The sequence below is a fragment of the Pseudomonas sp. B21-041 genome (genome assembly GCF_024748675.1).
Lineage (GTDB): Bacteria > Pseudomonadota > Gammaproteobacteria > Pseudomonadales > Pseudomonadaceae > Aquipseudomonas > Aquipseudomonas neuropathica.
In genome coordinates this window covers 2,905,222-2,929,505 of the sequence record NZ_CP087175.1, presented here as the reverse complement: position 1 = coordinate 2,929,505, position 24,284 = coordinate 2,905,222, and the positions used below count along the sequence as shown (strand labels likewise).

26 protein-coding genes and 2 tRNA genes are annotated in these 24,284 nt (G+C 58.2%); 15 read left to right on the top strand and 13 right to left on the bottom strand.

Features of this window, described 5'->3' with window-relative positions:
- Positions 1-50 precede the first annotated feature (50 nt).
- The 3 genes from LOY43_RS13095 (at position 51) to LOY43_RS13085 (ending at position 2,468) form a co-directional block, all read left to right on the top strand.
- Entirely contained in the window at positions 51-401 is a 351-nt protein-coding gene (locus LOY43_RS13095) for a DUF3302 domain-containing protein (RefSeq protein WP_258709806.1), read from the top strand.
- 5 nt (positions 402-406) lie between these two features.
- On the top strand, positions 407-1,366 hold the full coding sequence (locus LOY43_RS13090) for an HlyD family secretion protein (RefSeq protein ID WP_095050690.1): 960 nt from the start codon (positions 407-409) through the stop codon (positions 1,364-1,366).
- 61 nt (positions 1,367-1,427) lie between these two features.
- Positions 1,428-2,468: an FUSC family protein gene (locus LOY43_RS13085; protein WP_258709805.1), complete on the top strand. Its 1,041-nt coding sequence runs from the start codon at positions 1,428-1,430 to the stop codon at positions 2,466-2,468.
- A gap of 3 nt (positions 2,469-2,471) precedes the next feature.
- Here the strand turns inward: LOY43_RS13085 and LOY43_RS13080 are convergent, their stop codons facing one another.
- The gene (locus LOY43_RS13080) at positions 2,472-3,365 is read right to left on the bottom strand and encodes a DMT family transporter (RefSeq protein WP_258709804.1); all 894 of its coding nucleotides are present in this window, start codon (positions 3,363-3,365) and stop codon (positions 2,472-2,474) included.
- Between the two features lie 136 nt (positions 3,366-3,501).
- Between LOY43_RS13080 and LOY43_RS13075 the strand changes: the two genes are divergently transcribed.
- Positions 3,502-3,939, top strand: a complete 438-nt coding sequence (locus tag LOY43_RS13075) for an Lrp/AsnC family transcriptional regulator (RefSeq protein WP_095126569.1) — start codon at positions 3,502-3,504, stop codon at positions 3,937-3,939.
- Between the two features lie 57 nt (positions 3,940-3,996).
- On the top strand, positions 3,997-4,314 hold the full coding sequence (locus tag LOY43_RS13070) for a YceK/YidQ family lipoprotein (protein ID WP_095126568.1): 318 nt from the start codon (positions 3,997-3,999) through the stop codon (positions 4,312-4,314).
- Between the two features lie 42 nt (positions 4,315-4,356).
- On the opposite strand, the gene LOY43_RS13065 is transcribed toward LOY43_RS13070, so the two are convergent.
- Entirely contained in the window at positions 4,357-5,712 is a 1,356-nt protein-coding gene (locus tag LOY43_RS13065) for a hypothetical protein (protein WP_258709803.1), read from the bottom strand.
- 403 nt (positions 5,713-6,115) lie between these two features.
- Positions 6,116-6,787 (bottom strand): Bax inhibitor-1/YccA family protein, encoded by a 672-nt coding sequence (locus LOY43_RS13060; protein WP_007915443.1) that lies wholly within the window; start codon positions 6,785-6,787, stop codon positions 6,116-6,118.
- Positions 6,788-6,909: 122 nt separating this feature from the next.
- Here LOY43_RS13060 and LOY43_RS13055 point away from each other — a divergent pair.
- A tRNA-Ser gene (locus LOY43_RS13055) sits at positions 6,910-6,997 on the top strand.
- 239 nt (positions 6,998-7,236) lie between these two features.
- Here the strand turns inward: LOY43_RS13055 and LOY43_RS13050 are convergent.
- On the bottom strand, positions 7,237-8,118 hold the full coding sequence (locus LOY43_RS13050) for a LysR family transcriptional regulator (protein ID WP_258709802.1): 882 nt from the start codon (positions 8,116-8,118) through the stop codon (positions 7,237-7,239).
- Positions 8,119-8,226: 108 nt separating this feature from the next.
- Here LOY43_RS13050 and LOY43_RS13045 point away from each other — a divergent pair, with 108 nt between their 5' ends.
- On the top strand, positions 8,227-9,264 hold the full coding sequence (locus LOY43_RS13045) for a zinc-dependent alcohol dehydrogenase family protein (RefSeq protein ID WP_258709801.1): 1,038 nt from the start codon (positions 8,227-8,229) through the stop codon (positions 9,262-9,264).
- A gap of 211 nt (positions 9,265-9,475) precedes the next feature.
- Here LOY43_RS13045 and LOY43_RS13040 read toward each other — a convergent pair whose 3' ends face one another.
- Positions 9,476-10,930 carry a TrkH family potassium uptake protein gene (locus LOY43_RS13040; protein WP_258709800.1) on the bottom strand — a complete coding sequence of 485 codons (1,455 nt, stop codon included), beginning with the start codon at positions 10,928-10,930 and terminating at the stop codon, positions 9,476-9,478.
- 263 nt (positions 10,931-11,193) lie between these two features.
- Between LOY43_RS13040 and LOY43_RS13035 the strand changes: the two genes are divergently transcribed.
- From LOY43_RS13035 to LOY43_RS13020, 4 genes are all read left to right on the top strand, one after another.
- Positions 11,194-11,373 carry an ectoine synthase gene (locus LOY43_RS13035; RefSeq protein WP_258709799.1) on the top strand — a complete coding sequence of 60 codons (180 nt, stop codon included), beginning with the start codon at positions 11,194-11,196 and terminating at the stop codon, positions 11,371-11,373.
- 48 nt (positions 11,374-11,421) lie between these two features.
- On the top strand, positions 11,422-12,633 hold the full coding sequence (locus LOY43_RS13030; RefSeq protein WP_258709798.1) for an MFS transporter: 1,212 nt from the start codon (positions 11,422-11,424) through the stop codon (positions 12,631-12,633).
- Positions 12,608-12,817, top strand: coding sequence for a hypothetical protein (locus tag LOY43_RS13025; protein WP_095050677.1), 210 nt, complete (start codon positions 12,608-12,610; stop codon positions 12,815-12,817). Before LOY43_RS13030 ends, LOY43_RS13025 begins: the two co-directional genes overlap by 26 nt.
- A 68-nt stretch (positions 12,818-12,885) precedes the next feature.
- Positions 12,886-13,056, top strand: a complete 171-nt coding sequence (locus LOY43_RS13020; RefSeq protein ID WP_258709797.1) for a hypothetical protein — start codon at positions 12,886-12,888, stop codon at positions 13,054-13,056.
- A 2-nt stretch (positions 13,057-13,058) separates the two neighbouring features.
- Here the strand turns inward: LOY43_RS13020 and LOY43_RS13015 are convergent, their stop codons facing one another.
- Together LOY43_RS13015 and LOY43_RS13010 are read right to left on the bottom strand one after the other, a co-directional pair.
- A complete protein-coding gene (locus tag LOY43_RS13015; RefSeq protein WP_095050676.1) occupies positions 13,059-13,472 on the bottom strand; it encodes a cupin domain-containing protein in 414 nt (137 codons plus the stop codon).
- Between the two features lie 123 nt (positions 13,473-13,595).
- Positions 13,596-14,495 carry a transcriptional regulator GcvA gene (locus LOY43_RS13010; protein ID WP_258709796.1) on the bottom strand — a complete coding sequence of 300 codons (900 nt, stop codon included), beginning with the start codon at positions 14,493-14,495 and terminating at the stop codon, positions 13,596-13,598.
- Positions 14,496-14,602: 107 nt separating this feature from the next.
- Between LOY43_RS13010 and gstA the strand changes: the two genes are divergently transcribed.
- From gstA to LOY43_RS12995, 3 genes are all read left to right on the top strand, one after another.
- Complete coding sequence (gene gstA / locus LOY43_RS13005; RefSeq protein WP_258709795.1) at positions 14,603-15,214, top strand: glutathione transferase GstA; 612 nt, start codon at positions 14,603-14,605, stop codon at positions 15,212-15,214.
- A gap of 86 nt (positions 15,215-15,300) precedes the next feature.
- A complete protein-coding gene (locus LOY43_RS13000) occupies positions 15,301-15,681 on the top strand; it encodes a RidA family protein (RefSeq protein WP_258709794.1) in 381 nt (126 codons plus the stop codon).
- A 204-nt stretch (positions 15,682-15,885) separates the two neighbouring features.
- On the top strand, positions 15,886-17,874 hold the full coding sequence (locus LOY43_RS12995; RefSeq protein ID WP_258709793.1) for a U32 family peptidase: 1,989 nt from the start codon (positions 15,886-15,888) through the stop codon (positions 17,872-17,874).
- Between the two features lie 114 nt (positions 17,875-17,988).
- Here the strand turns inward: LOY43_RS12995 and LOY43_RS12990 are convergent.
- Positions 17,989-18,063, bottom strand: a tRNA-Gln gene (locus LOY43_RS12990).
- 319 nt (positions 18,064-18,382) lie between these two features.
- Here LOY43_RS12990 and LOY43_RS12985 point away from each other — a divergent pair.
- Complete coding sequence (locus LOY43_RS12985) at positions 18,383-19,411, top strand: alpha/beta fold hydrolase (protein ID WP_258709792.1); 1,029 nt, start codon at positions 18,383-18,385, stop codon at positions 19,409-19,411.
- Between the two features lie 204 nt (positions 19,412-19,615).
- Here LOY43_RS12985 and LOY43_RS12980 read toward each other — a convergent pair whose 3' ends face one another.
- The 5 genes from LOY43_RS12980 to LOY43_RS12960 form a co-directional block, all read right to left on the bottom strand.
- Positions 19,616-19,972, bottom strand: coding sequence for a DUF6124 family protein (locus LOY43_RS12980; RefSeq protein ID WP_258709791.1), 357 nt, complete (start codon positions 19,970-19,972; stop codon positions 19,616-19,618).
- A 118-nt stretch (positions 19,973-20,090) separates the two neighbouring features.
- Positions 20,091-20,456 carry a DUF6124 family protein gene (locus LOY43_RS12975; protein ID WP_258709790.1) on the bottom strand — a complete coding sequence of 122 codons (366 nt, stop codon included), beginning with the start codon at positions 20,454-20,456 and terminating at the stop codon, positions 20,091-20,093.
- A gap of 476 nt (positions 20,457-20,932) precedes the next feature.
- A complete protein-coding gene (locus LOY43_RS12970) occupies positions 20,933-21,958 on the bottom strand; it encodes a GlxA family transcriptional regulator (RefSeq protein ID WP_257354829.1) in 1,026 nt (341 codons plus the stop codon).
- A gap of 50 nt (positions 21,959-22,008) precedes the next feature.
- Entirely contained in the window at positions 22,009-23,130 is a 1,122-nt protein-coding gene (locus LOY43_RS12965) for an agmatine/peptidylarginine deiminase (protein WP_258709789.1), read from the bottom strand.
- Between the two features lie 50 nt (positions 23,131-23,180).
- Positions 23,181-24,284 carry an extracellular solute-binding protein gene (locus LOY43_RS12960; protein ID WP_258709788.1) on the bottom strand — a complete coding sequence of 368 codons (1,104 nt, stop codon included), beginning with the start codon at positions 24,282-24,284 and terminating at the stop codon, positions 23,181-23,183.

Below are 24,284 nucleotides of genomic sequence, written 5' to 3'. Positions count from 1 at the left end.
TCAGTGGCTACACTGATGCCAGCACTGTGCTGGATGCCGGGAGCTTGACCATGCTGGATTACTTTGCGCTAGGGGTTTTGGTGTTTGCCGGGCTCGTACTGTTTTACGGGATCATCATGTTGCACGACATCCCCTATGAGATTGCCGTTCATCGTAACCACCCGCATCAGGATGCGATCCATGCCACTGGCTGGGTCAGTCTGTTCACGCTGCATGCGCTTTGGCCCTTCCTGTGGATCTGGGCGATGGCCTATCGAGAAGATCGCGGCTGGGGCTTCGGTGACGGTAAATCCGTGCAAAACCATGTCGTTCGCCTGGAGCAACAGGTGGTCGAACTGCAAGGACGCCTCGAACGACTCGAAGCGCTGAATGCCACTGCTCCCAACAACCGGGAGGGCTGAACACCATGGATCTGCTCCTTATCCTGACTTACGCCGCGATTTGCGTCGCAGTGTTCAAGATCTTCCGTATCCCGCTGAACAAATGGACGGTGCCCACCGCTGTACTGGGCGGCATCCTGATGATCGGCGCCTTGATTTTCACCATGAACTACAACCATCCCTACTCTGAGGTGGCGCGCACTTACTTCGTTTCCGTGCCGGTCATCCCCATCGTCAGCGGCCAGGTGATCGACGTGCCGGTGAAGGGTAACGAGCCGCTGGAAAAAGGCGACGTGCTGTTTCGCATCGACCCCACGCCGTTTGCCAACCGGGTGAAATCCCTCAAGGCGCAATTGATCGCAGCCAAAGGCGATCGCTACCGGATCACTGAACTGATCCGGCGCAACTTCGGCACCCAGCGTGAATTGGATGCGGCCATCTCCCGCACCGATGATCTGCAGGCGCAGCTGGACAACGCCCAGTTCGAGCTGGACAACACCACCGTCCGCGCACCGAGCAAAGGGTTCGTTACCCATGTCTCGTTACGGCCGGGGATGATGGCGAGCAAGTTGCCGCTGCGTCCATCGATGGTGTTCATTCCAGAAGAGGGCCAATACTTTGCCGCGTGGATGCGCCAGAACAGCCTGTTGCGCCTGACCGTCGGCGATGAAGCAGAAGTCGCGTTCGATGGCATTCCCGGCAAGGTGTTCGCTGGCCGGGTGAAAAACGTCATCGGGGTGATTGCCGAAGGTCAGGTACAACCTTCCGGCACCCTGATCGGCTATACCGGTTCACCGCCGGCCGGGCGTGTGCCAGTGATCATCGAAATCACCGATCCGGCCTTCGCCCAGTACAGCAAGCTGATGCCGGGCGGTGCTTACGGGCAGGCCGCGTTGTACAGTCAACACTTCCATCACATTGGCACGATGCGCAAAATCCTCCTGCGTATGGCAGCATGGATGAATTACATTTTTCCTTTCCATTGACCTGAAGTCCAATCACGAGAGGCCCGCACTGAGTACTTACAGCACCCATCGACTTCCGCCCTTGCTGCGCCGTGTCCTGCGTCCGTTGCTTGATCCTTATCGACGTTACCGGCACGCGCGGCTGATCCATGCGGTGCGCGTTGCCCTCGGCTTGCTGGCGACAATCCTGCTGACCACCGGCATCAATCTGCCCCACGGTGAATGGGCCTCGGTGACCATGCTGGTGGTGATCGGCGGTTTACAGCACCACGGCAACATCGGCAAAAAAGCCGCCGAACGCGCCACCGGCACCTTGATCGGCGCCGGTGTCGGTTTGCTGCTGGTGGCACAGCAGGCGTGGCTCGGCATGCCGTGGCTGACGTATTTTGCGATGGCGGTGGTCTGCGGTTTCTTCTCTTACCACGCGATTGGCAAAGGGGGTTATACCGCCCTGCTCTCGGCTATCACCGTGTTCATTGTCGCCGGGCATGGTGACAACCCGATCACCGACGGTTTATGGCGCGGGGTCGATATTCTGATCGGCATCGCCCTCGCCCTGGCCTTCTCTTTCGCCCTGCCGCTGTACGCGGTGTACTCGTGGCGCTACAACCTCGCCGATGCCCTGCGTGATTGCGCCACCGTGTATGGGCGAATCATCAGCGGCCAACCCGTCAGCGCCGATGAGCATTTGAAATTGATGGGGCGACTCGGCGCGGTGATGGTGCAATTGCGCTCACTGATGCCTTCGGTGTCCAAGGAAGTGAAGATTTCCATGACCGAACTCGATGCGATCCAGCGCAACCTGCGCATGTGCATCAGCACACTGGAGATCCTTGGCAACACGCGACCGGATGCCAACGACCCAGAAGCCATGGCGCATCTGCAATCAGCGCTGAAGGCCGAGCACCGGCAGATTCGCGTGCAACTGATCGGCATGGCCCGGGCGCTGAAAACCGGCGCTTCGCAACGCCTGGACAAGCCGCTCGAGTTGCCGGAAGCCAACCTCGATGCGCCGGTTTACAGCACGCTGGATGGCTACCGACTGTTGACCCGGCAACTGGCAGCGAACATCGGCGAGATGCGCCAGCGCCTGGCGAAAACCGCGCCGCGCTGGAACATTTGAAGGTTACTGCGCAGCCAGCCGCCGGGACTTCAGGCCCCAGCCTTGTTGCATACCGGCGGCGGCCAACAGAATCGCGGCCACGCCGAGCCATTGCAGGATTTCCAGACGATGGCCGAACGCAAACCAATCGACGAAGATCGCCGCGATCGGGTAGATGAACGACAGTGCACCGGTCAATGCGGTCGGCAATTTCTGGATGGCGCCGTACAGCAACACATACATCAGACCGGTGTGGACGATGCCCAATGTGACCAGGCTGGCCCAGGCACTCGGCTCATGCGGCAACGCGCTGAAATGCGCAAATGGCGCCAGCAACAGACCCCCGGTGCAGACTTGAATCAACGCAATCAGATGCGGCGGCGTGCCGGTCAGGCGCTTGATGATCAACGCGGCAATCGCATAGAGAAACGCCGCACCCAAGGCCAGCGCAATGCCCATCAGATAGTCATTGCCGCTTTCACTCTGGGTGCCATGGGCACTGACAATCGCCAACATGCCCATGAACGAAATCGCCAGCCAGAACAGCTTTTGCAAGGTGATTTTCTCGCCAAGAAACAGCGCCGCCAAACCGACCAGCATGAACGGCTGCACGTTGTACACCGCCGTGCCGATGGCAATCGAAGCCCTTGAATAGGAGGCAAACAACAACACCCAGTTACCGACAATCGCCATCCCGCTGAGCACTGCAAGCAGGAAGGTGGTTCGAGTCAGAATGCCCGGGCGCAGGAAGCCGAATACCGCGCAGATCAACAACAAGGTGCCGGCGCCGAACACGCAGCGCCAGAACACCACGTCGAGCACCGGTTGCCCGGAGACCAGCACGAACCAGCCGATCGTCCCGGATATCAGCATGGCGGCGGTCATTTCGAATGAGCCGCGCCGCAGGGTCTTGTCCATCATCAATCTCCTCAACAATTGAACAAAGTATGCCAAGGCGTCCCGGCGGCGCTCCAGAGCAAAAAGCAGGCTAAACTCGTAATCTGCCTTTTTTATCGCGGGTGGTTTTCATCAATCGCCTAATACTGGAGTTTTTATGACTGATGACATTGATCAGATCCTCATCGGCGCATTGATGGAGGATTCGCGGCGTTCGCTCAAGGCGCTGGCGCAGATCAGCGGCTTGTCGTCGCCGAGTGTGGCCGAACGCTTGCGCCGGCTGGAGGAACGCGGCGTGCTCAGGGGCTACACCGTGGAGATCGATCCGAAGTGTTTCGGCTATCAGTTGCAGGCTATCGTCCGGGTTCGGCCGCTGCCGGGACAACTGCAGGAGGTGGAGCGGCAGATTCTGGCGATTCCCGAGTTCACCGAGTGCGACAAGGTCACCGGCGAGGACTGCTTCATCGCTCGCCTGCATGTGCGCTCGATGGAACAACTGGACACCCTGCTCGACCGCCTCAATACCCTTGCGGAAACCAATACTGCGATCGTCAAGAAGACGCCGGTCAAGCGCCGTTTGCCACCGATGGCCTAAGTGCTTTTTCAACACGTTTGACGTAGATTGAGGTTTTTCCGACGAAGGATTGGCGGTATGAAAGTTCAGGCAATGATGCTAAGCGCATTAGTGTTGAGTGGTTGCGGGACAGTGCAAACGGTCATGCGCGACGACCAGGTCGCCGTGGACGATTTGAGATCGAACAAATCCTATTGCGGGGCGGTGCCGAGAATCTACAGCGGCGTGATGTATGACTTCTGCAGTCTGCATGCGCCGATAGACGAGGGTAACAAATACAACGCCGCCCTGCCCGGCTGGGCGATTGATGCTGTGGCGTCCGGGGTGCTCGACACGTTGTTGTTGCCTTACACCATTTACAAACAGCAGACTGACGGCAGCATCGTGATCAACTGAAAAAGCCTGCGCACGCCGAAACGTGCGCAGGCTTTGCGCTTCTTACTCCAGCAGTTGCTGCAGGCTCGGGTCACGAATGACTTTCTGCAACGGCTGCGGCGTGGCGTTATTGGTGGAATTGAGCATTTTCAGTTTCATGTCCGACGCTTTGCTGCACGCGTTCTTGCCGTCGGCGTAGATGCCGCTCATGTCGCATTTCCACTCGAAGTAATTCACCAGGCCGCCGGACAACTGCAGGCTGTAGTCAGTGCTTTGAGTGCCCGGCGTGAAAGCATGGCCGGCCGGAATGTTCTGGAACCACTTCATCCATTCAGGCGAACCCGGCTTCGGCGCATTGGCCTGGAACGTTGGATTCATGATCGCCACTTGCGGCGTTTCGGCGGTCGCATGGCAGCTCAGGCAGGAACTGTTGGGGTTGTCCACCGGACCATTGAGGCGACCGTTCCAGCCCAGATGGGTGGGTGGCAACTCCTGGGTCTTGGCGTTGATCGCGGTCTGTTGCAACGCGGGGTTGATCTTGGTCTGCGTCGGTTGCGGGTTGGTGAAGTCGTTGCCGATTTCTTCCGGATCGTTACCCCACATGATCCCTACCGGAACGAGGTTGTCCCAGCCAGGCTTGCCGGTTTTCGCGCCGTTGTACTGAAAGGTGCCGAAGATCCAGCCAGTGGCGCTCATGCGCTTATCGCGCACGGCGATGTCCATCTGGATCAAGGCGACATCCTTGACCTTGCGATTGGCCGAGGTGAACGTCTCGGTGACGTAGCCCTTCCACAACACCGGGTTCACCAGGAACGGCACGGTGCTGCGATCGATATCGGCGAACAGGGCTTTGCAGACTACGGTGCCGTCGGGGAAGCTGTTGGGCGCCGATGTGTATTTCGGATCAGGGTTGTTCGGGTCTTTCCAGACCTCTCCGATGGTATACGCACCGATGTCGTTATAGATGCCCACCGCGTATGTCTGGCCAGTAGCGGTCTGCGTGGCGGCGAGTTGCTTGACCTGGATCTGCGCCTCTTTGGTCAGGCCGTGAATCCCTTCGCGTCCCAGCGGGCCGTAGTGCTGCCACGGCATGTGATACCACTGGCGTTTTTTATTGTTCTGCACGTACCAATCAGCCTCGACGTTGCCATCAAGGCAATAGGTTTTGACTTCCTCCATGTACGCACGCCAAGTCTCAAAATTGTTATCTGGCTTGGTCGGCAGATTCTTGAAAAAACCGGGGAGCGGTACTTTCGGCGCTGTGGCCGGGTAATTCTGGCTCAACTCAAACAGTGGGCCAGAGTATTGGCTGGAAGGTGGTTGATAGCCGAAGTCAGGATAGACGCCGGCGAAGGTTGACGCGCTGAACAGCGCGGTGGTGACGGCCAGTACAGCCAGTTTTCCTTGGGGCTGGTTCATCGATGATCTCCTTGATTGGGACAACGCCTGCAATGGCAGGGCCTCCATTATTTTTCTGGTATCAGGACCCCGGTGGTTCGCCGGGATACGGTCACGGTGCATGGCATTTGGCGTGGTTCACCTCCCGGTTTTCACTGGACGAACGAATACAGTCGCTCTCGACCAAAAGGCCTGGCGATCAACAGCAAGGGAAGTGAATGCGAGGGACGCAGGAATTACACGAGGGGTGCTGGTTACCGACTCCTGTCGATCAGGCTACTGCTCTTCCTTGGTAATTAGGTGTAGGTGATTTCCAAAAAGACGCCACTATTTTCAGATCATTTTGTAGGTAAAAGGCCACTACGCTTTTCGGCGAGCAACAAAAAACCCGCCGAAGCGGGTTTTTTGTTGAAACGACTAATGATCAGTCGTCGCGGCTCATGATGCCGAAGATCTGCAACAAGCTGATGAACAGGTTGTAGATCGATACATACAGGCTGATGGTCGCCATGATGTAGTTGCGCTCGCCGCCGTGGATGATGGCGCTGGTCTGGAACAGGATGCACACCGACGAGAACAGCACGAAACCTGCGCTGATCGCCAGTTGCAGGCCGCTGACCTGGAAGAAGAAGCTCGCCAGCGTCGCACCCAGCAACACGAAGAAACCAGCGGTGATGAAACCACCGAGGAAGCTCATGTCCTTGCGGGTAATCAGCACGTAGGCCGACAGACCACCAAACACTAGCGCAGTCATCGCGAACGCCGAGCTGACCACTTCAGCGCCGCCCTGCATACCCAGGTAACGGTTGAGGATCGGGCCGAGCAGGAAACCCATGAAACCGGTCAACGCAAAAGCGGACACCAGGCCCCACGCGGAATCACGGAGTTTGTTGGTGAGGAAGAACAGTCCGTAGAAGCCGATCAGCACCACGAAAATGTTCGGGTAGCCAACACGCATCTGCTGGGCAACGAAAGCCATGACGCCGCTGAATGCGAGGGTCAGAGCCAGTAGGCCGTAAGTGTTGCGCAGGACGCGGCTAACCTCTAGCTGCTCAGCCTGCACGCTGTTATTAACTGCGTAATCCTGTTCGCGCATGGCGACACTCCTGTTGGTTTGAAACGTTCAGTCGCAAAGATCATAACAGACGCTCTGTAACAAGCCATGCAGAGAGTTTGACAGTGTGTTTCATTCAGGTATTATGGCGCCCGCAACGCAACGGAGGTGTGGCCGAGTGGTTTAAGGCAACGGTCTTGAAAACCGTCGACTGTAACAGGTCCATGAGTTCGAATCCCATCGCCTCCGCCATATTTGGTACCGACAAAGCCCTGATTATTCAGGGCTTTGTCGTTTCTGGGATTCGGGAATTTTGCCTCTCCCTTTCTGTATCGTTTCAGCATCTTTTCAGCCACTTCCGCAACCCCTACCCTTCTGACATCACGACGTTGGCGCTAGTCAAATCACACCACACAGAGCGCGTTGGTTGCATTGACTGCGGTCAGTAGGCAGCTTTCGGCCAGAAGCGCGCGGCGTATGACAAAGCGCTTCTACAATAAATGCTCACGTAGAAAATCGATGAACGCCATCGTCCGCGCTGAACGTCGCCGCTCACGACTGAGCACGGCGCTGACAGGCAACGCGCTGGTCTGATAGTTGTTGAGTACGGTACTCACTTTGCCCTGCTCGACGTCAGCGGTGAACAGCCATTCAGGAGAGAGGGAAATACCCAAGCCGGAAAGAACCATTTCGCGGATGGCTTCGCTGCTGTTACTCGTGACGTTGCCCTGGATACTTACATCCAGCTCTTGGGCGATGTGCGTAAAGTGCCAGCGGTCGTAATGCTCCAGCAACGTGAAGCCGATGCAGTTGTGACCTGACAGTTCGTTGGGCTCACGTGGCACGCCGTGTAGATCCAGATAGCTGGGCGCGGCATAGACACGGCGCGGACTATTGCCCAGTGGCAGTGCCACTAATCCCTCGCTCTTCACCATGCCAATGCGGATAGCCAGATCGATATTTTCTTTGAGCAGGTCTTCATTGTGGTCACTCAGCCGTAGGTCAATCCGAACATCAGGATGGCGTTGCAGGAAAGTCCCTATGAGCGGCGCGATGCATAACCTTCCATAACTGACCGGGGCGGCGACTCGTAACGGGCCAGCGATCTGCTCCTGCCCACTGGTAAAGCTACGCGTGGCAGTTTCGATGTGGCTGAGAATTTCCTGGCAATGGTCGTAGAACCGTTGACCTTGGTCGGTCAGGGCCAGGTGCCGGGTGCTGCGTGCGAACAATGGCCCACCCAGATACTGCTCCAGCGCGCGTACTTGCTTACTCACTGCCGGCTGCCCCATGTTCAGCTCACGGGCTACCGCCGAAAACGACCCGCGCTCCACGACGCGAACAAAGATGTGCATGCTGTCGAACAGATCCATCGACGATTAGTTCTCTTTGTGGAATAAGTCATATGCAAATTACGTTTCTTATCGGAATGATTAAAGCGCGGCAATCTGTAAGCGTCCACTCCAACACAGGTTCCCGTCATGAATCATTCCATGCTTGCCGCTATCGCCGAGTCCGCTCAGTCCCCTCTGGCCATCCGTCACATCGATCTCCCTGTTCCCGGTACGGGGCAAGTACTGGTCAAGGTTCACGCAGCAGGAGTCAATCCGCTCGATACCAAAATTGCCGCCGGCGCAGGGACTCATGCCCGCCAAGCACTGCCGGCAGTGCTTGGCCTTGATCTCGCCGGTACGGTCGTTGGACTGGGCGAAGCGGTCGAGGAATTCACCATAGGCCAGGAAGTCTTCGGCATGCCCGGCGGGATCGGTGGTGCCCAAGGCACTATGGCCGAGTATATCGCCGTGGATGCCAGGCTGATCGCTGTCAAGCCACACACCCTCAGCATGCGTGAGGCGGCCGCATTGCCTTTGGTGTTCATTACCGCGTGGGAAGGTCTGGTCGATCGCGCCAATGTCCGCACCGGTCAGCGAGTGCTGATTCACGGCGGCGCGGGTGGTGTAGGCCAAGTAGCTGTGCAACTTGCCAAGGCTCGCGGTGCCGATGTCTACGCCACCGGTTCAGCGGGTAGTCTCGACTTCATACGCTCGCTGGGGGCTACGGCGATCGACTATCAGGCACAGAGCCTTGAGGATTATGTCGAGCACTACACAGCGGGTGAAGGGTTCGACATTGTCTACGACACTGTCGGCGGCAGCACGCTGGATGCTTCATTCAAAGCGGTGAAAGCCTATACCGGGCATGTGTTGAGTTGCCTGGGTTGGGGCCAGCACAGCCTGGCACCGTTGTCGTTCAAAAGTGCAACCTACTCAGGCGTCTTCACCCTGGCGCCGCTGCTCACCGGCAAAGGGCGCGAACACCACGGCGCGATCCTGCGCGAGGCCGCCGCGCTGGCCAATGCGGGTCAACTGACGATCCGCGTGGATCAACAGCACTTTGCGCTGTCAGACGTCAACGAGGCATTTCGCCAAGTCGCCGAAGGCCGCGGCAAGGGCAAGGGCAAGGGCAAGGGCAAGGGCAAGGGCAAGGGCAAGACGGTAATCCAGTTTGTGAGTGCATAGCCCCTTGTAATCACTCGAAAACGCAATCGGCCAGAAGCGTCCGCTTATGGCTGATTGCTGCCGTTCACGAGTGACTACTTTCGGCCAATACCGGCGATCCATACGACAACTAAATCTTGCTATAGAAGTACAGGCCGCCCGTCGTGTGAGGATTGGCAAGCTGGTTTGCGTGGCTCACGTAGCGAGTGGTCTCAGCCCGCGACTGGCTGGGTCAATATCTCCAGAAAACCGGGGTTATGAGCACCAACACGGTCAGGATTTCCAGCCTGCCCAGAAGCATGCCAACAGTGAGTAGCCATTTGGCCGCATCCGGCAGTGATGAGAAATTACCTGCCGGCCCAATGATTGTGCCCAAACCGGGCCCGACGTTACACACCGCCGTAGCGGCACCGCTCAATGCAGTTATCCAGTCAAGCCCAATTAGAGCCAGACCCAAAGCGATGGCGGCAATCGTGATGGTGAAAAAAAACGAGAAGGTCAACAGCGAGCGTACGATCTCCTCGTCGATGGCATGGCCGTTGTATTTTTTCTGAATCACGGCGCGAGGATGGATCAACTGCTTCAAGCTGCTGACAAGAAGAGCGGCAGCCACCTGAAAACGGAAGATTTTTAGCCCGCCTGCCGTTGAGCCGGAACAGCCCCCGACGAAGGTCAAATAGAAAAACAGCAAAACAGCGAAGCTGCCCCACAAGGTGTAGTCGCCAACCGCAACTCCAGTGGTCGTGACGACCGAGGTCACATTAACCGCCACGACACGAAACGCATCCCACCATCCGTAGTCGCTGTGAAAATACAGCCAGGTACCTACAGCCAACGACGTGACGAGCAAGAATCCAATAAACCCGCGTACCTGGTGATCCTTGATCAGTGCACGCCGATTACCCCGACATGTTGCGACGTACAAGGTGAATGGCAGGCTACCCAGAATCATGATGCCTACCGCAACCCAGTGAATTGCTGGTTGCTTCCAATTCCCAAGGGAGGCGTCCGAAGTTGAGAACCCGCCGGTAGAGATCAACGACATTGCGTGGTTGACCGCTTCAAATGGCGTCATTCCTGCGAGCCAGAGCGACAAAGTGCCGATACTCGTCAGGCCCAGATAGAGCAAAAGAATGTACTTGGCTGCAACATGAGAACGTGGTGTCACTTTCTCCGACCAGTCCGAGGACTCTGTCTGGAAAAGACGCATGCCGCCGACTCGCAAGAGTGGAAGAATTGCCACAGCCATGCCAATAAAACCGATGCCACCTAACCAATGCAGCATGGAACGCCAGATCAGTAAGCCGGGAGATGAGCTATCCAGACCGGTGAGTACAGTCGAGCCAGTGGTTGTGATGCCCGACATCGTTTCAAAGAATGCATCGGTGTAGCTGATATCGCTGATGAAAACCATTGGTAAAGCTGCGAAGGAACACACAACGACCCAGCTTGCGGTAGTCAGCAAGTACATGTCCCTCGGTCGAAGATTGCCGGTATCCGGACGCCCTCGCACGATCAACAGCAGACCACAGATGAAGGTAATCAGACTCGCCCAGAGGAAGGCCGACAGATCGTCGCTACGCTCATAGACCACCAGCGTGATCATGGGGATAGCCATGCTTACCGCCAGGGTGATCAAAAAAATACCTAAGATGAAGCCGATAAGCCGAATTGCTGCGAGAGACATCACAATAACGTTCCAAATTAGCACCGCGCAGTATCGGATTCCCACCCTGAAGACTCCGTAAATTCTCCGTAAAATTTTTTCCTGCAATCAGCCAGGTTGCGTGAGTCAAAGGGTAGCCATGTGTCAATTTCAGCCCTTCGCAACAGGGCGTGCAGGTGGTGCGCCGTCTGGTGGAGCGACTCGGAGCTGGTCGCCGCCAATCCGCTGCAGCGTCACTGCCGCGATGTCCAGGCCATCGCCGCACACCGCGACCTGGATCGCTGTTGCACTATCGCAATCATCTGGAGGCATGCTATTGCATTGCCGGGGAAGTCGAAGACATGCAAGGGAATGTCTTCCCGATTCGCCCGGGTGATGTTTATGGACTCGAACAGCCCGACCGTCATTACCTGCGCGGGGACGAGCGGCACAATCGCAACGACAGCCAAGGTTCGGCGTACTGAAGCATGGCTGGCCAAACGGCCAGACCGTCGACAAAAGGGAGCTTCATTTTGCGCAAGGACTACCTGGCTTTTTTCACCTCGCTGTTTCTGTCGCGGCTGGCAGATCAGATCCTGCTGTTCATCGTGCCATTGGTGGTGTTCCAGACCACCAACAGCGCCTCCTGGGCAGGTTTGGCGTTTTTCGTCGAATCGCTGCCGCGCTTTCTCGCGTTTCCGCTGTGCGGAGCCTTGTGCGACAAGTTTTCGCCCATCCGCATCCTGCACATCAGCCAGGTTTACCGGGCACTGCTCTGCCTGATCGCGGTGGCAATGTTTGCCCTCTTCGGCGGTATCGCCTGGGTCGTCGTGCTGTCAGCGCTATGTGGCGTGCTGACCACCCAGGGCATCATGGCCCGCGAGGTGCTGATGCCACACATTTTCCAACACTACAGCTACACCAAGACCTTGTCCTATTCGCAGATCGCCGATCAGACCGGGCTGGTTCTCGGGCCACTGGTGGCTGCGCTTTTGTTGGAAATCTGGGCCTGGCATTGGGTGGTGCTGTGGGTCGCCGGGCTCTTCCTGCTGGCGGACCTGAGCATGCTGGTCTGGCAACGCCTCAGCCGTATCACTCTGGAAGTGTTCGAGCAGCATCAAGACATCTGGCTGCAACCGCTGCGTATCGCTTTCGGGCATATACGTGAACTGCCGGAGCTGAAAAAAATCATTCTGCTGGCCGTCGGGGTCAACCTGATCGTCGGCGTCACTCTGGCGACGTCAGCGGCGATGGTGATCGGCGAGTACAGCGCCGGCAAAGATGCGTATGCCGGACTGCAGGCTGCCGGCGCGGTCACCACCATCGTGATTCTATTCTTCCTCGCCCGGGTTGAAATCCCGCAGCGGTTACTGGGCGGGCTCGCTTACTCGATGATCGCCGCTGGCGCCCTCATCAGTGCACTGAGTCCGAATCTGGCCGGCTATGTGGTGGGTTTCCTGCTGATCGTCGGCTTCGACAAGATGTTCAACATCTACATGCGCAGCATCCGCCAGCGGGTGATTCCGGCCAAGGATTTCGGCAAAACCGTGGGCGTGATCACCTTGCTCAATAACCTCTCGCAACCCTTGGCGGGTTTGCTGGTGGCGCTGCTGGCCACAAGCGTGGGCACACAAGGAGTGATCCTGATTCTGGCCTTGCTGACTATGCTGTTGGGCGCCGCAGCGGTATGGTGGTTTGCCGTCAGCAGAGGAACCCTGAATGCCGAAGAAACCACCGGCCCCTGAACACAAAACCACCGCCGCAGACATCGAGCGTTCGATCCAGGCGTTGAACAAAATGGCCGAGCGCCTCTGGGGCGAAGGTCGAGAGGCCGAGGCCAAAGCCCTGCTCGATGCGCTCGATGCGTTGAACCGGGCCCTGGACAGAATCAGGATTGGCGAGAGTCGTCGGATTGTGACGCTTCATTAAGAAGCCGTGCCTAGAACCAATGTTATGAATCAGCTGTGCCCAATTGGCCGGGCCAAGGATGAAGACAGATGCGCGCGATAAAAACCTTCTTCGGCACTTTGTTGCTGCTATTCGGTTTCGACTTCACCTACGAAAAACCCCGCCGAGTCTTCACGGCGGGATTTGTCCGATTTTGCATGGTGGTCGCTTTTGCAGAATTGCTGATACTGCATATGATTTATAACGGTCCGGCGCGTTAGCTCTACGGTTTGAGAATCAGCAACGGCTCGCCCTTTTTAACGATGTAAGTCGCCAGCTCCGAACCTTTGTCCTGACCGACATTGCGCGCCACATGCGCTACGCCTTCAGGAATGAACAGCGAATCCCCCGCCTTCAACGTCACCGGCGCCCTGCCCTCCAGTTGATATTCGAACGTGCCGCTGATCACGTAAGCGACCTCGACGCCCGGGTGCGCATGCCGAGGCGAAGTCACGCCCGGTTCGAAATCGACTCGCGCCTGAATCACTTCGCGCTCGGCAGCACCGAGGTCCTCGCGCACCAGATCGGTCCGGCTCAACCCTTGTTGCCAGCTCTTGGCTGGCGCGTCAGCCGCGTGGGCGACGCCGATGATTGAAGCGAGTAGCGCAGCGCTGGCCAGTAACAATGGACGATGCATGATGTTGCCCTCTCAAACGCAGTGGTGGTGTGACCGCTACTTTGGGCGTCGCGTGTATGGCTGATGTGTCGTAAACCCCGGGTTTATTGTTCGCGTGTGTCTGCGCGGCAACTTGATACACGTTTATACAAAATTGTCTTTGCCCGGTGACAGTGCCAACAGCCATGTCCTGAACGCCACGATCTTCTTCGATTGCGCCGTTTCATGGGGCGCTACCAGATAAAAGCCGAGTTCATCCTCAAGGCGCAGATCGAAGGGAGCCACCAGACGGCCGGCCCGCAGATCGTCCTCGACATAGGTTGAACGGCCAATGCACACACCCTGCCCGTCAACCGCTGCCTGTACCGCCATCATCGCTAGGTCAAAGGTCAGGCGCGGGCCTTCTGCAAGTTGCGGCGGTTGGCCTGCGGCACGCAACCAGGCGCTCCAGTCACCGGCCGTCGCGCCACTGACTTGCAGCAATGCGTGATTGGCCAGGTCTGCGGGCGTTCGCAACGTTTTCGCCAATGCCGGACTGCATACCGGGAAAATATCATCGGACATCAGAAAATCGCCACACAACCCCTTCCAGTCGCCGCGCCCATAACGGATCGCCGCATCAATCGTGCCCTTGCGAAAGTCGACCAGCTCAGTGGCCGCACTGATTCGCACATCAATAGCGGGAAACGCCTGCTGAAAGGACGGCAAACGCGGCAACAACCACTTCGATGCAAACGACACCAGCGTACTGATCGTCAGCACGCTTTTATCGCGAGACGCGAGCAACTGCTCAGTCGAATACCGCAGTTCATGAAACGCTGCACGCACACCCGGCAAATAGGCGTGCCCGTCCTCGCTCAGCACCAACCCCTCGTTGAGCCGCAAAAACAGTGGCCCGCCCAGCTCGGCTTCGAGTCGGCGAATCTGGTGACTGACAGCGGTCTGGGTGACATTGAGTTCTTCGGCAGCCTTGGTGAAGCTCATGTGCCTGGCGACCGCTTCAAAGGCGCGCAAGCCATTCAGCGAGGGAAGTCGGATCGTCATGGTTCTGAGTGCTCATGAGATTTTGTCATACGCTAGCACCGTAAATGACCTTTGCGGAAGCCGCTTCGGCAATGGAATCTGGCGCTCTCTCTCAGCAAGGAAGTGCCATGAAACTGTATTTTGCGCCCATGACCTGTTCGCTTTCCCCGCACATTGTGCTGCGAGAATTGGGTTTGCCGTTCGAACTGGTTCGCGTCAACAACCAGAGCAAACGCACCGCCGATGGCCGCGACTTTCGTGAGATCAATCCGAAGGGCTACGTTGCAGCGCTGGTTCTGGATAACGGCGAGGTACTGACGGAAGGGCCGGCGATCCTGCAGTTTCTGCTCGATCAGGTGCCCGGCAACACGCTGGCGCCACCCTTGGGTTCATGGGAGCGCACGCGCTTGCAGGAACATCTGAACTTCATCAGTACGGAAATTCACGGGGGCAGTGCACCGCTGTTCAATGCGCAGATCCCGGAATCGGTCAAAACGATTTTCCGCCACACACTGTTCAAGCGCCTCGACTACCTGAATCAGCAACTGTCGGCTCGGGACTATCTGATGAGCAGATTCGGCGTCGCCGATGCTTATCTGTTCACCGTGCTGAAGTGGCTGCCGACCTTTGCCATCGACATACAGGACTGGCCGGCACTTGCCAGCTACATGCAGCGCATCGGCGCCCGCCCCTGCGTTCTTGCAGCCATCGCGGCGGAAGCCGCAACGCAGCCGGTCTGACCGGCCTCTGTAGCCACGGAGCGGGCCATGTCGACGCTGTATCTGTAAACTGCGGCCATCTTCACTCGCTCAATCAAAGGATCAGCATGGCTAACCAAGACATCACCTTCACCCCCGATCCGGACGCCGACTCGATTTCCTCGGACGTTGCCACATTCAACGGCATCATGGTTTCCACCCAGATTCCAACCCGTGCCGACGGCAGTTTGGAACTGGGCGATATCACCGCGCAAAGCGAATGCACCCTGCAAGCGCTGAAAGTTGCGCTGGAACGTGCCGGCAGCTCGATGGATCGGGTGATGCACTTGACGATCTACCTGACCGACATGGCGGATCGCGCCGCATTCAACGAGGTTTACCAGCGCTACTTTGCCAAGCCATGGCCGGTGCGTGCCGCAGTCGGCGTCGCCTCGCTGGCGGTTGAAGGCATGCGCGTGGAAGTCACTGCGATGGCGGCCAAGGCCTGACACACCACCCCAGCCCCTGTAGGAGCTGTCGAGTGAAACGAGGCTGCGATCTTTTGATCTGAGCTTCAAGATCAAAAGATCGCAGCGTGCCGCAGCTCCTACAGGTCCGGAGTGGAAGTTCACCATCGGGCAGCACAGGCGTGCCGGGCGCGCGTTTCACGGGTAGAATGCGCGCCTAACCGTGACAGCCTGACTAAAAAAACTATGTCCTTGCCCAAGCATCACCTGGAATTGCTCAGCCCTGCCCGCGATGTCGCCATCGCCCGTGAGGCGATCCTGCACGGCGCCGACGCCGTGTACATCGGCGGCCCGAGCTTCGGCGCGCGCCACAACGCCTGCAACGAAGTCAGCGAAATCGCCGAGCTGGTGGAATTCGCCCGCAAGTATCACGCGCGAATTTTCACCACCATCAACACCATCCTGCACGACAACGAACTGGAGCCGGCCCGCAAGCTGATCCATCAGTTGTACGACGCTGGCGTCGATGCGCTGATCGTTCAGGATCTGGGCGTGATGGAGCTGGACATTCCGCCGATCGAGCTGCACGCCTCGACCCAGACCGACATCCGCACCCTTGAGCGGGCGAAGTTCCTCGATCAGGCCGGTTTCTCGCAACTGGTATTGGCCCGCGAGCTGAACCTGCAGGAAATCCGCGCCATCGCCGACGAAACCGACGCCGCCATCGAGTTCTTCATCCATGGCGCGTTGTGCGTGGCCTTCTCCGGCCAGTGCAACATTTCCCACGCGCAGACCGGGCGCAGCGCCAACCGTGGCGACTGCTCGCAAGCCTGCCGTTTGCCGTACACCCTCAAAGATGAAAAGGGTGGCGTGATCGCCTACGAAAAACACCTGCTGTCGATGAAAGACAACAACCAGAGCGCCAACATCCGCGCCCTGGTTGAAGCCGGTGTGCGCTCGTTCAAGATCGAAGGTCGCTACAAAGACATGGGCTATGTGAAGAACATCACCGCCTATTACCGCCAGCGCCTCGACGACGTGCTCGAAGACCGCCCGGACCTGGCCCGCGCGTCCAGCGGTCGCACCGCGCACTTCTTCCTGCCTGACCCGGAAAAAACCTTCCACCGTGGCAGCACCGACTACTTCGTCACCGACCGCAAGATCGACATCGGCGCTTTCGACTCGCCGACCTTCACCGGTCTGCCGGTTGGTACCGTCGAGAAAGTCGGCAAACGTGACATGCAGGTCGTGACTCACGAGCCGCTGTCCAACGGCGACGGCTTGAACGTGCTGGTCAAACGCGAAGTGGTCGGTTTTCGTGCCAACATCGCCGAAGCCAAAGGCGAGTTCGAAGAAGACGGCGAGAAGCGCTACCGCTACCGCGTCGAACCGAACGAAATGCCGGAAGGCCTGTACAAGCTGCGCCCGAACCACCCGCTGAATCGCAACCTCGATCACAACTGGCAACAGGCACTGCAGAAGACCTCTTCGGAGCGTCGCGTGGCCCTGAGCTGGGTCGCACGCCTGCGTGAAGAGCAGCTGGAAGTCACCGCCACCAGTGAAGAAGGCATCAGCGCCAGCGTCACCCTCGCCGGTCCGTTCGGTGTGGCCAACAAGCCTGAGCAAGCGCTGGAGCAATTGCGCGATCTGCTCGGCCAGCTCGGCACCACGCAGTACCACGCCACCGACGTCAAGCTGGATGCGCCACAGGCGTTCTTCATCCCGAACTCGCAGCTCAAGTCGCTGCGCCGTGAAGTGATCGAAGCGCTGACCGCCGCTCGCGTCGCCGCGCACCCGCGTGGTAGCCGCAAGGCTGAAACCAGTCCGCCACCGGTGTACCCGGATTCGCACCTGACGTTCCTCGCCAACGTTTACAACCAAAAGGCGCGCGACTTCTATCACCGTCACGGCGTGAAGCTGATCGACGCCGCGTACGAGGCTCACGAAGAACCGGGCGAAGTGCCGGTGATGATCACCAAGCACTGCCTGCGTTTCTCCTTCAACCTGTGCCCGAAACAGGCCAAAGGCGTGACCGGCGTACGCACCAAAGTCGCACCGATGCAGTTGATCCACGGTGATGAAGTGCTGACGCTGAAGTTCGATTGCAAGCCGTGCGAAATGCACATCATCGGCAAGATGAAAGGCCACATCCTCAACCTGCCGCAACCGGGCAGCGTGGTCGGCCACATCAGCCCCGAAGACCTGATGAAAACCATCCAGCGCGCACCGCACTGAGTGGATGACGTGCGCGGTGCTTCGGCGCCGCGCACGCCTGCCCTGCACCACCGGGCTAAATCGCAGGCATAAAAAAACGCCAACTTCTTGCGAAGTTGGCGTTTTTTTCGAATATGGCAGGGGCGGCTGGATTCGAACCAACGCATGGCAGGATCAAAACCTGCTGCCTTACCGCTTGGCGACGCCCCTACTGCTCTTTCCAGCTACTTCGTTAGGTTCGCTGTGAGAACGGGGCGCAATTTACCAAGGTTTTTTGGCTTTGGGAAGCGCGAAGTGAAATATTTTTTGTTTTAAAACAGCGACTTATTATTTTGGCCTGAATCAGGTCCAGGGGGAGTCGGTTTCGCCGCCGTGTATCACACTGTGTACCAACCCTCTCGCGACACATCGACTTTCAACAAAGCCGTTCTTCGACACAGGACAGATACGTCCCAACGCTCAAATGCACTCAAGGTTTCAAGGGTTCATTCAGACCCCTTGGCCAAAGGCTCGCAAAGGAGACGTCACCATGAAGATGGCACTGCACACCCGCAAAACTGCATTCGGCTTGTCGATTCTGGCTGTGGCGCTGCTCGGCGCTTTTGGCAGCGCTCAGGCGCAAACCACTGAACCGGCCGCCGTCAGCTATTCCGCGCCCTCGCCCTTCGGCCCGCTCAAGCATGTGAAGGCTGGCGTGCTTGACGTCGCCTATGCCGAAACCGGCCCAGCAGACGGCCCGGTGGTGATCCTGTTGCACGGTTGGCCCTACGACATTCACAGCTACGACGAAGTCGCGCCGCTGCTCGCGGCCAAGGGTTATCGGGTGTTGATGCCGTATGCGCGCGGTTATGGCGATACGCAGTTCCTCTCCAAAGACACCTTGCGCAATGGTCAACCAGCGGCGCTGGCCAGTGACGTCATCGACTTCATGGACGCGTTGAAAATCAAGCAAGCGGTGCTAGGCGGCTATGACTGGGGCGCGCGTTCGGCGGACATCGTTTCGGCACTGTGGCCGGAACGCGTGAAGGCATTAGTTTCGGTCAGCGGTTATCTGATCGGCAATCAGGCCGCTGGGCAAAACCCGCTGCCGCCCAAGGCTGAATTGCAGTGGTGGTATCAGTTCTACTTCGCTACCGACCGTGGTCGTGCCGGTTACGAGAAAAACACTCACGACTTTGCCAAGCTGATCTGGCAACTGGCCTCGCCGCAGTGGAAATTTGACGACGCCACGTTCGATCGCAGTGCCAAAGCGCTGGAGAACCCGGATCATGTCGATATCACGGTGTTTAACTACCGCTGGCGTCTGGGCCTGGTGCAGGGCGAAGCGAAATACGCAGCGCTGGAGCAGAAACTCGCCACCGCGCCGTCGATCAACGTGCCGACCATTACCCTTGAAGGCGACGCCAACGGTGCGCCGCACCCGGCGCCGGAGGATTACGCCAAGCGCTTTACCGGCAAGTATCAGTTCCGCTTGATCAATGGCGGGATCGGGCACAACTTGCCGCAGGAAGATCCGCAGGCGTTTGCCAAGGCTGTGATTGATGCGGATCACCTGTAGAAACAAAAAGGCAGTCAGCCGCTCAGGCTGACTGCTTGATTATTTGAGGGTGGAGGGATGGTCACGTTTTGCAGATGCTTTGCCTGAACGGACGCCATCGCGAGCAGGCTCACTCCTACAGGGGGAACGCATTTCAAATGTAGGAGTGAGCCTGCTCGCGATCACGCCCGACCAGACACCCTCAACCCCGACTAACGTGCGCGATCACTCGGTTGGCACAACCAGATCCAGCGCCTTGTTCACCGCCAACTCCCCCAACATGACCACTTGCGCAATACCCAGCAGGGTATGACGATTTGCGCCCTCCAGCATTCCGGCAAAATTACCGAGCATGACCGACGCGGACGCCAGGGAGCCGCAAGCATTGGCCAGCAGCGACTCCGTGTCTGCTTGCGGGTTGGCCATGAACAGAGCATTGGGCGTATAGGGTGTGGCCATGATCGCGGCAGGCAACAGGTAATGGTCGAGTGCACGCTCTGCCGCTTCGTGGAGCTTTCTTGAATTGGGCGAGGCGTACGGCGATACCAGGTCAGTGACCGGTGGTTCGGGTGGCTGGGACATCAGCTGAAACTCCAGACAAGAACCGTTGGCGGCTCTTTGATAGAAGGCGTGAAGCGCCGCGATTACGGACGCTTCTGTGCAATGAGGGAGCGAGCCCCCTCACCCATCTGCTCCGCGACTAGTGCGGCAAGCGCTGGTTGTCCAGAACTCGGCCGACCACCAGCTCGCTGAGCATGATCACCTGTTGCAGGATCAGCATCTTTTTGCACTGTGAGGGTTCTATCGAATCGGCGAGTTCACGGGCCATGTCAGTGGCGGAGGACAAGGTTTCAGTGGCTTCGACGAGCAGGGTTTCGTTATCCACTGTGGGGTCGATGAGGTAGATCTTGCCGGTCTTGCGGGTGGGTACTGAGGTCTTCAGCGCTGAGGGGTTGAGATAGAAGTTGATCGCGCGGTCGGTGGCCTCTTTGATGTTTTGAGGTTCGAGTGCGGCGTCGTAGGGGATTGGATCGGTTTCTGGCGGGTTTGGCGTAATTTTGAACATAGATGACACTCGCTTAGCAAAAAATAAGGAGCCATCACTCACGCTACCAAACGAGGTGGTGACCATTGCGCAGGTTGGTAGACCGGTCTAAGCGAGTAAACCCCGGCGCTCCCGAAGGAGCCCCACGCATGGCCACCATAAAAAACCGAGCCCCGAAAAGAGACTGCATATAGCGGCGCATAACGCTTAGAAAACGGGCTACCAAACCCGATCACTGTTTTGCAGTGACAGGGAAACGATACAGCCCGCCTCAAGGCGCGTAAGCCGGCGGATTCTGGCGTACGCGTAGGCAACGGCGCAAGGTGTTGTAGCCGTTATGGCGTAACAGTGCGTGTAAGTTAAACGTGCGTGGGTGATGGTGTTTAAGAGCCCCTCACCCTAGCCCTCTCCCCGAGGGAGAGGGAACTGACCGGCTGTTTGGGGGAGGTACGCCGACGTGGGATATCGAGGTGAATTCAGGTGGGTGACGGCTTGGGTTATTTGACCAGGCGTTTTTCTTTTGATGGGCGATAGCCGAAATATGAGCTGTAGCATTTGCTGAAATGGCTTGGCGAGACGAAGCCGCACGCGACCAGCACTTCCACTTGTGAAAGCTCAGTGTGCTGCAACAACCGTCGCGCTTCGGTGATGCGCAGTTCCAGGTAATAGCGCTGCGGCGTGGTGCCCAGTTGCTCCTTGAACAAGCGCTCCAACTGCCGACGAGAACGCCCGGCATACACCGCCAGTTGCTCCAGCTCCAGCGGCTCTTCCAGATTGGCATCCATCAGCTTCACCACTTCACGCAACGGCGCACTGACGCAGATGTTCTCGTCTGGTTTGATGCGCCGGTAACGCGATTCCTCGAAGGCGAGGATGTCTTCGATCCCTTCGACCAGGGCTTTGCCGTGCAGACTCTTGATCCAGTCCAATGCCATGTGGAAAGCGCCGGACGGACTCGATGCCGTGAGCCGGTCGCGGTCGATCACGTAAGGCTCACTGCTGACGTGGGTGGTTTTGGCGATTTCAGTCAGCGCCGGGCGATGTTCCGGGTGGATCGCGCAACGATAGCCGTCGAGCAATCCGGCGCGGCCGAGAAACCACGAACCGTTCCACAACCCGGCAAGCGAGATGCCGCGCTCCGCTGCTGATCTGAGCAGACCAATAAACTCATCACTCGCCCGCAGCTCAGTGCGATACCCGCCACACACCACCAGCAGATCCAGTTGCGCCAGCGCGGCTGAATCCAGACGTGCGTCAGGGCGGATGACCAGCCCCAGATCACTGATGACTTCGCCGTCGCCCAAACCAAACGTGCGCGAGGAAAACAGCCCCGGACGCAGCAGGTTGGTGGTGACAACGGTGTCCAGTGCTTGGGTAAACGCCGGTAGCGAAAAGTGTTCGAGCAGCAGAAAACCGGTGCGGGTCATGCGCGTTTCATCCGCGCTTTGCTCATTCAGATAGCGGAGGTTTTTCCCCTTCATGCCTCCGCTGAATTGGCGTCGTTCGATCAAGTTGTGGTCCATCGGTCATGTTGTTGTGCGCCGATAGTTGGCTTGATCCGCGTCAGAGTCAATCACGCCTGTGGTTGATGGCTGGTCACGCAGTGAATTCCACCGCCACCGGCGGCGATTGCATCGATGTTGAGCTGGACGATTTCGCGCTGCGGATACAGCTGCGAGAGCAGATCAAAGGCCTTCTTGTCTGCCGCTTTATCGCCAAATTCCGGAGCGATGATTGCGCCGTTGATCACGAAGTAGTTGATGTAACCGGCGGCAAAGTCCGGGTTGTTCTGGTTGAACTTGCTTTGGCGCGGTTTCAGCGGCGGCGACATCGTGTGGATCTGTAATTTGCGACCGTCAGCATCAGTGGCGTTTTTGAGGATTTCCAAGTGCGCCAGGGTGACCTTGTGATCGTAGGATTCAGGGTCGATGTCGAGGTTGGCGATGACCACGCCGGGCTTGATGAAGCGCGCATAGAAATCGACGTGAGCGTCAGTGATGTCCTTGCCCTTAATGCCCGGCAGCCAGATGATTTTGCGCAGGCCCAGACGCTCCTTCAGTTCGGCTTCGACATCGGCCTTGCTCCAGTCAGGATTGCGGTTGCTGTTGATCCAGCTGCTCTCGGTCATGATCCCGGTGCCGTGACCGTCGACCTCGATGCCCCCACCCTCGCCCACCAGATCGGTGCGGATGTACGTGGCTTGCGCGTCGTCGGCGACCAGCGCGGCGATTTTCGAGTCTTTACTGTGCTGCTGTTTGCCACCCCAACCGTTGAAGTTGAAGTCCACCGCACCGAGACCACCCTTGTCGTCGATGACGAAGTTGGCGCCGATGTCGCGCATCCAGATGTCATCCAGCCCGGCAGTGACGTAAGTGATATTGCGCGTACCGCAGAATTCTTCGGCGATGCTGCGCTCATTTTTACGGCAGAACACCGTGACTGGTTCAAACCGGGCAATGGCGCGGGCGATGCGGCCGAGCGCTTCCTGGACGTCTTCGGTGAAGTCTTCCCAAATCGCATCCTGCGCGCCGAAAGCGATGTAGGCGCGCTCATGTTTATCGCCCTCGTCGGGCATGAACCAGCGGCCTTGCGCGGCAGCCAGGACTTTGCCCGGCGACAGGCCCAGGCCTGTCACCGCAGCGCTGACAGCGGCGACCACCGAGGCCTGTTTGATGAAATCGCGACGAGTCGTCATGTGGGTTTCCTGTCTTTCAGTGAAGGGCCGACGCGTACGCCGGCCGTTGATCATTTGCCAGTGGCAGTCTTGAATTTGGTCCAGGTGCGCATGCGCGCGCGCATGTCGGCCTGGGGAATATCCTTGCCCGGAATCAATCGAGCATAGGTCGCTTCGTCGAGGTAGATATCCGGGTTGTCGCGCATGCTTTCATCGACACTCGCCCGCGCCTTGGCGTTGGAGGTCGGGTAACCGGTGAAATTGCTGATCGCTGCCATGTTCTCGGGGCGCATGACAAAGTTGATAAACGCGTAGGCGTATTCCGGGTGTTTCGCGTCGACCGGAATGGCCATGGTGTCCATCCACACCGTGGTGCCTTCGCGCGGCACGCGATACTGAAACTTGGTGTGCTTACCGGCGCTGTCCGAAGTGCGTTGCGCCTGGGTCATGTCGCCGCTGTAGCCGAGCGACAGGCACAGGTTGCCATTGACCAGGTCAGTGACCGGTTGCGACTGGAACTTGCGGATGTACGGCCGCAACTTCATCAGCAACTCGCTGGCCGCTGCCAGATCTTCGGCTTTGCCGCTGCGCGGATCGCGACCGAGGTAATTGAGCACCACCGCCAAGGCTTCGTCCGGCGAATCGATCATCGAAATCCCGCAATCGGCGAATTTCGCCGCCAGCTCCGGTTTGAACAGCATGTCGAGGCTGTTGACCGGCGCGTCGGCCATGCGTTTTTTGATCTGCTCTTCGTTGTAGGTCAGGCCGATGGTGCCCCAGGTGTAAGGCACCGTGGCTTTGCTGGAGTGCTCGTAATGGCTGCGCAGTTTCTGCAAACCGGGTTCGATGTCGGCCAGTTCGGTCAGCTTCGCTTGATCCAGCGGCATCAGGCTGCCGGCACGCATCAAGCGCTCGGCGACGGTGTCGCCGGGGAAGATCAGGTCGTAGCCACTGCCGCCGGATAGCATCTTCGCCTCCAGTGTTTCGCTGCCGTCCATGACGTCGTAGATCACCTTGATCCCGGTTTCGGCAGTAAAACGGCTCAAGGTGTCTTCGGCAAAATAATCGGCCCAGTTGTACAGCCGCAGGGTTTTGTCTTCGGCGTGCAGCGACGGTATCAAGCAGATCAACGCCAGACCGATCGCACCGCGCAAGCGTTTGTGGTGGATAGCCAT

Coding starts and splice junctions, on each gene's coding strand:
- LOY43_RS13095 (WP_258709806.1), top strand. CDS start 51: ATGCTGGATTACTTTGCGCTAGGGGTTTTGGTGTTTGCCGGGCTCGTA.
- LOY43_RS13090 (WP_095050690.1), top strand. CDS start 407: ATGGATCTGCTCCTTATCCTGACTTACGCCGCGATTTGCGTCGCAGTG.
- LOY43_RS13080 (WP_258709804.1), bottom strand. CDS start 3,365: ATGGACAAGACCCTGCGGCGCGGCTCATTCGAAATGACCGCCGCCATG.
- LOY43_RS13075 (WP_095126569.1), top strand. CDS start 3,502: ATGACTGATGACATTGATCAGATCCTCATCGGCGCATTGATGGAGGAT.
- LOY43_RS13070 (WP_095126568.1), top strand. CDS start 3,997: ATGAAAGTTCAGGCAATGATGCTAAGCGCATTAGTGTTGAGTGGTTGC.
- LOY43_RS13065 (WP_258709803.1), bottom strand. CDS start 5,712: ATGAACCAGCCCCAAGGAAAACTGGCTGTACTGGCCGTCACCACCGCG.
- LOY43_RS13060 (WP_007915443.1), bottom strand. CDS start 6,787: ATGCGCGAACAGGATTACGCAGTTAATAACAGCGTGCAGGCTGAGCAG.
- LOY43_RS13050 (WP_258709802.1), bottom strand. CDS start 8,118: ATGGATCTGTTCGACAGCATGCACATCTTTGTTCGCGTCGTGGAGCGC.
- LOY43_RS13045 (WP_258709801.1), top strand. CDS start 8,227: ATGAATCATTCCATGCTTGCCGCTATCGCCGAGTCCGCTCAGTCCCCT.
- LOY43_RS13040 (WP_258709800.1), bottom strand. CDS start 10,930: ATGTCTCTCGCAGCAATTCGGCTTATCGGCTTCATCTTAGGTATTTTT.
- LOY43_RS13025 (WP_095050677.1), top strand. CDS start 12,608: ATGCCGAAGAAACCACCGGCCCCTGAACACAAAACCACCGCCGCAGAC.
- LOY43_RS13020 (WP_258709797.1), top strand. CDS start 12,886: ATGCGCGCGATAAAAACCTTCTTCGGCACTTTGTTGCTGCTATTCGGT.
- LOY43_RS13015 (WP_095050676.1), bottom strand. CDS start 13,472: ATGCATCGTCCATTGTTACTGGCCAGCGCTGCGCTACTCGCTTCAATC.
- LOY43_RS13010 (WP_258709796.1), bottom strand. CDS start 14,495: ATGACGATCCGACTTCCCTCGCTGAATGGCTTGCGCGCCTTTGAAGCG.
- gstA (WP_258709795.1), top strand. CDS start 14,603: ATGAAACTGTATTTTGCGCCCATGACCTGTTCGCTTTCCCCGCACATT.
- LOY43_RS13000 (WP_258709794.1), top strand. CDS start 15,301: ATGGCTAACCAAGACATCACCTTCACCCCCGATCCGGACGCCGACTCG.
- LOY43_RS12995 (WP_258709793.1), top strand. CDS start 15,886: ATGTCCTTGCCCAAGCATCACCTGGAATTGCTCAGCCCTGCCCGCGAT.
- LOY43_RS12985 (WP_258709792.1), top strand. CDS start 18,383: ATGAAGATGGCACTGCACACCCGCAAAACTGCATTCGGCTTGTCGATT.
- LOY43_RS12980 (WP_258709791.1), bottom strand. CDS start 19,972: ATGTCCCAGCCACCCGAACCACCGGTCACTGACCTGGTATCGCCGTAC.
- LOY43_RS12975 (WP_258709790.1), bottom strand. CDS start 20,456: ATGTTCAAAATTACGCCAAACCCGCCAGAAACCGATCCAATCCCCTAC.
- LOY43_RS12970 (WP_257354829.1), bottom strand. CDS start 21,958: ATGGACCACAACTTGATCGAACGACGCCAATTCAGCGGAGGCATGAAG.
- LOY43_RS12965 (WP_258709789.1), bottom strand. CDS start 23,130: ATGACGACTCGTCGCGATTTCATCAAACAGGCCTCGGTGGTCGCCGCT.
- LOY43_RS12960 (WP_258709788.1), bottom strand. CDS start 24,284: ATGGCTATCCACCACAAACGCTTGCGCGGTGCGATCGGTCTGGCGTTG.